General features: G+C 49.0%; 1 protein-coding gene. It reads right to left on the bottom strand.

Annotated elements, in window-relative coordinates; all coding sequences use genetic code 11:
• Nucleotides 1–7: 7 nt before the first annotated feature.
• Nucleotides 8–1,328, bottom strand: a 1,321-nt coding sequence (locus R7P72_RS24640) for an endonuclease (protein ID WP_318110918.1), incomplete at its 5' end; no start/stop codon positions are given.

Here is a 1,328-nt window from a genome sequence, read left to right as displayed (position 1 = left end):
TTGCGCGTTAATTCCCCCAAATTTGCTCAACAAATTCAGGATGATCGATAAACGGGTTGCGGTTTCCTTGGAACTCAAACACCAAGTCATTGCGACGGATTTCTTTCGCGCTAACAGGATCATTTTTGTGCCAACGTTTCAGCATGTTTAGCATCCAAGGTTCAAATACGTTCGTACTGGTGCCATCCAACACCGCGTCAGAGTTGCTCGTGTTGTTCTCCCAATTGCCAATCACGTTCTCGTAACGGGTTGCCATGTAAAAATACGCGCGCGCAAAATCGCCTTTAAACTCATCAATCGGCTCAAACACGGTGCCTGAATAACCCAGTGCAGTGCTCGCTTGACCTAGCTTAGAACCATTGCTGGAAACATAAGTCGAGGTGCCCACTTCGCCAAATGGCCAGTTGCTACGTTTGGCGTTTACATAACCATCGGTGGCAAACAAATGGTGACCATCTGAGTTCATCGGTTCAACTTTTCCACCAAACCAGCTTTTCGGGAAAGAGTGCTCACGGTTGTAGCAATCCCCTTCTTGACTGTATTGACCGCATTGGTCGGTTACTTTCGTGAAACTCACTGCGTCGTTGCCCGCAGGCTTCTCTGAATACATATCAAGGATGGAGCCGTCTTTCTCGTAGTAGTTATCCAAATCTGCGTCTTTTACCAGAGTCCAAATCGCTGAATAGCCACGGCTGGAGTGATTATTGATGATGTTAAACAACGCCGTTTTGAGTGCGTAGCCTGTCTTGCCAGACGCGGCTTGATAATACCCATCAACCACTGGTGGAGTCGTGGTGGTGTCACCTAACGTAAAATCAGTGGTTTCGCTTTTGGCGAACTCAGCGCCAGAAGCAAGGGTCTTGGCTCCTTCCATCAACGTGTACGAACCCGCGCCACTTCCACAACAAATGCCGTCACCATACTCATCTTGAATGGTGAACTGGTAGTCACCGTCGGCTAAACACATGCTTTTTTCAACGGTGGTTGCCGACTCATAACCCTGACCAAAGAACAGCACAGCGGCTTGGCTGTTTTTCAGCGTCCAACTCGTTTCAGAGCCGTAGTTGTCGGTCGTGAGAGTCAAGACCACTTGGTGATCACTACAGCTCTCTACGGGAGGCTGCGTGCTTGTCTCGGTCGGTTGGAAGTTATCGACATAAACCACTTCTGAGCCGTCAAAGCCCGCTTCATCATAAAAACGCAATCCCACATCGATGGTTTTCGTGGTCGTCGCGGTGTAATTGAGTGTGAGTTCTTGCCACTGATTCGTTTGCTGCGGATTGGAGTAGCCGTGATAACCGTCTGCCACCAATCGAGCTTTTACATGC

Source organism: Vibrio sp. Vb0888, assembly GCF_033338835.1.
GTDB classification, from domain to species: domain Bacteria; phylum Pseudomonadota; class Gammaproteobacteria; order Enterobacterales; family Vibrionaceae; genus Vibrio; species Vibrio alginolyticus.
This window is presented reverse-complemented; position numbering and strand designations above follow the sequence as displayed.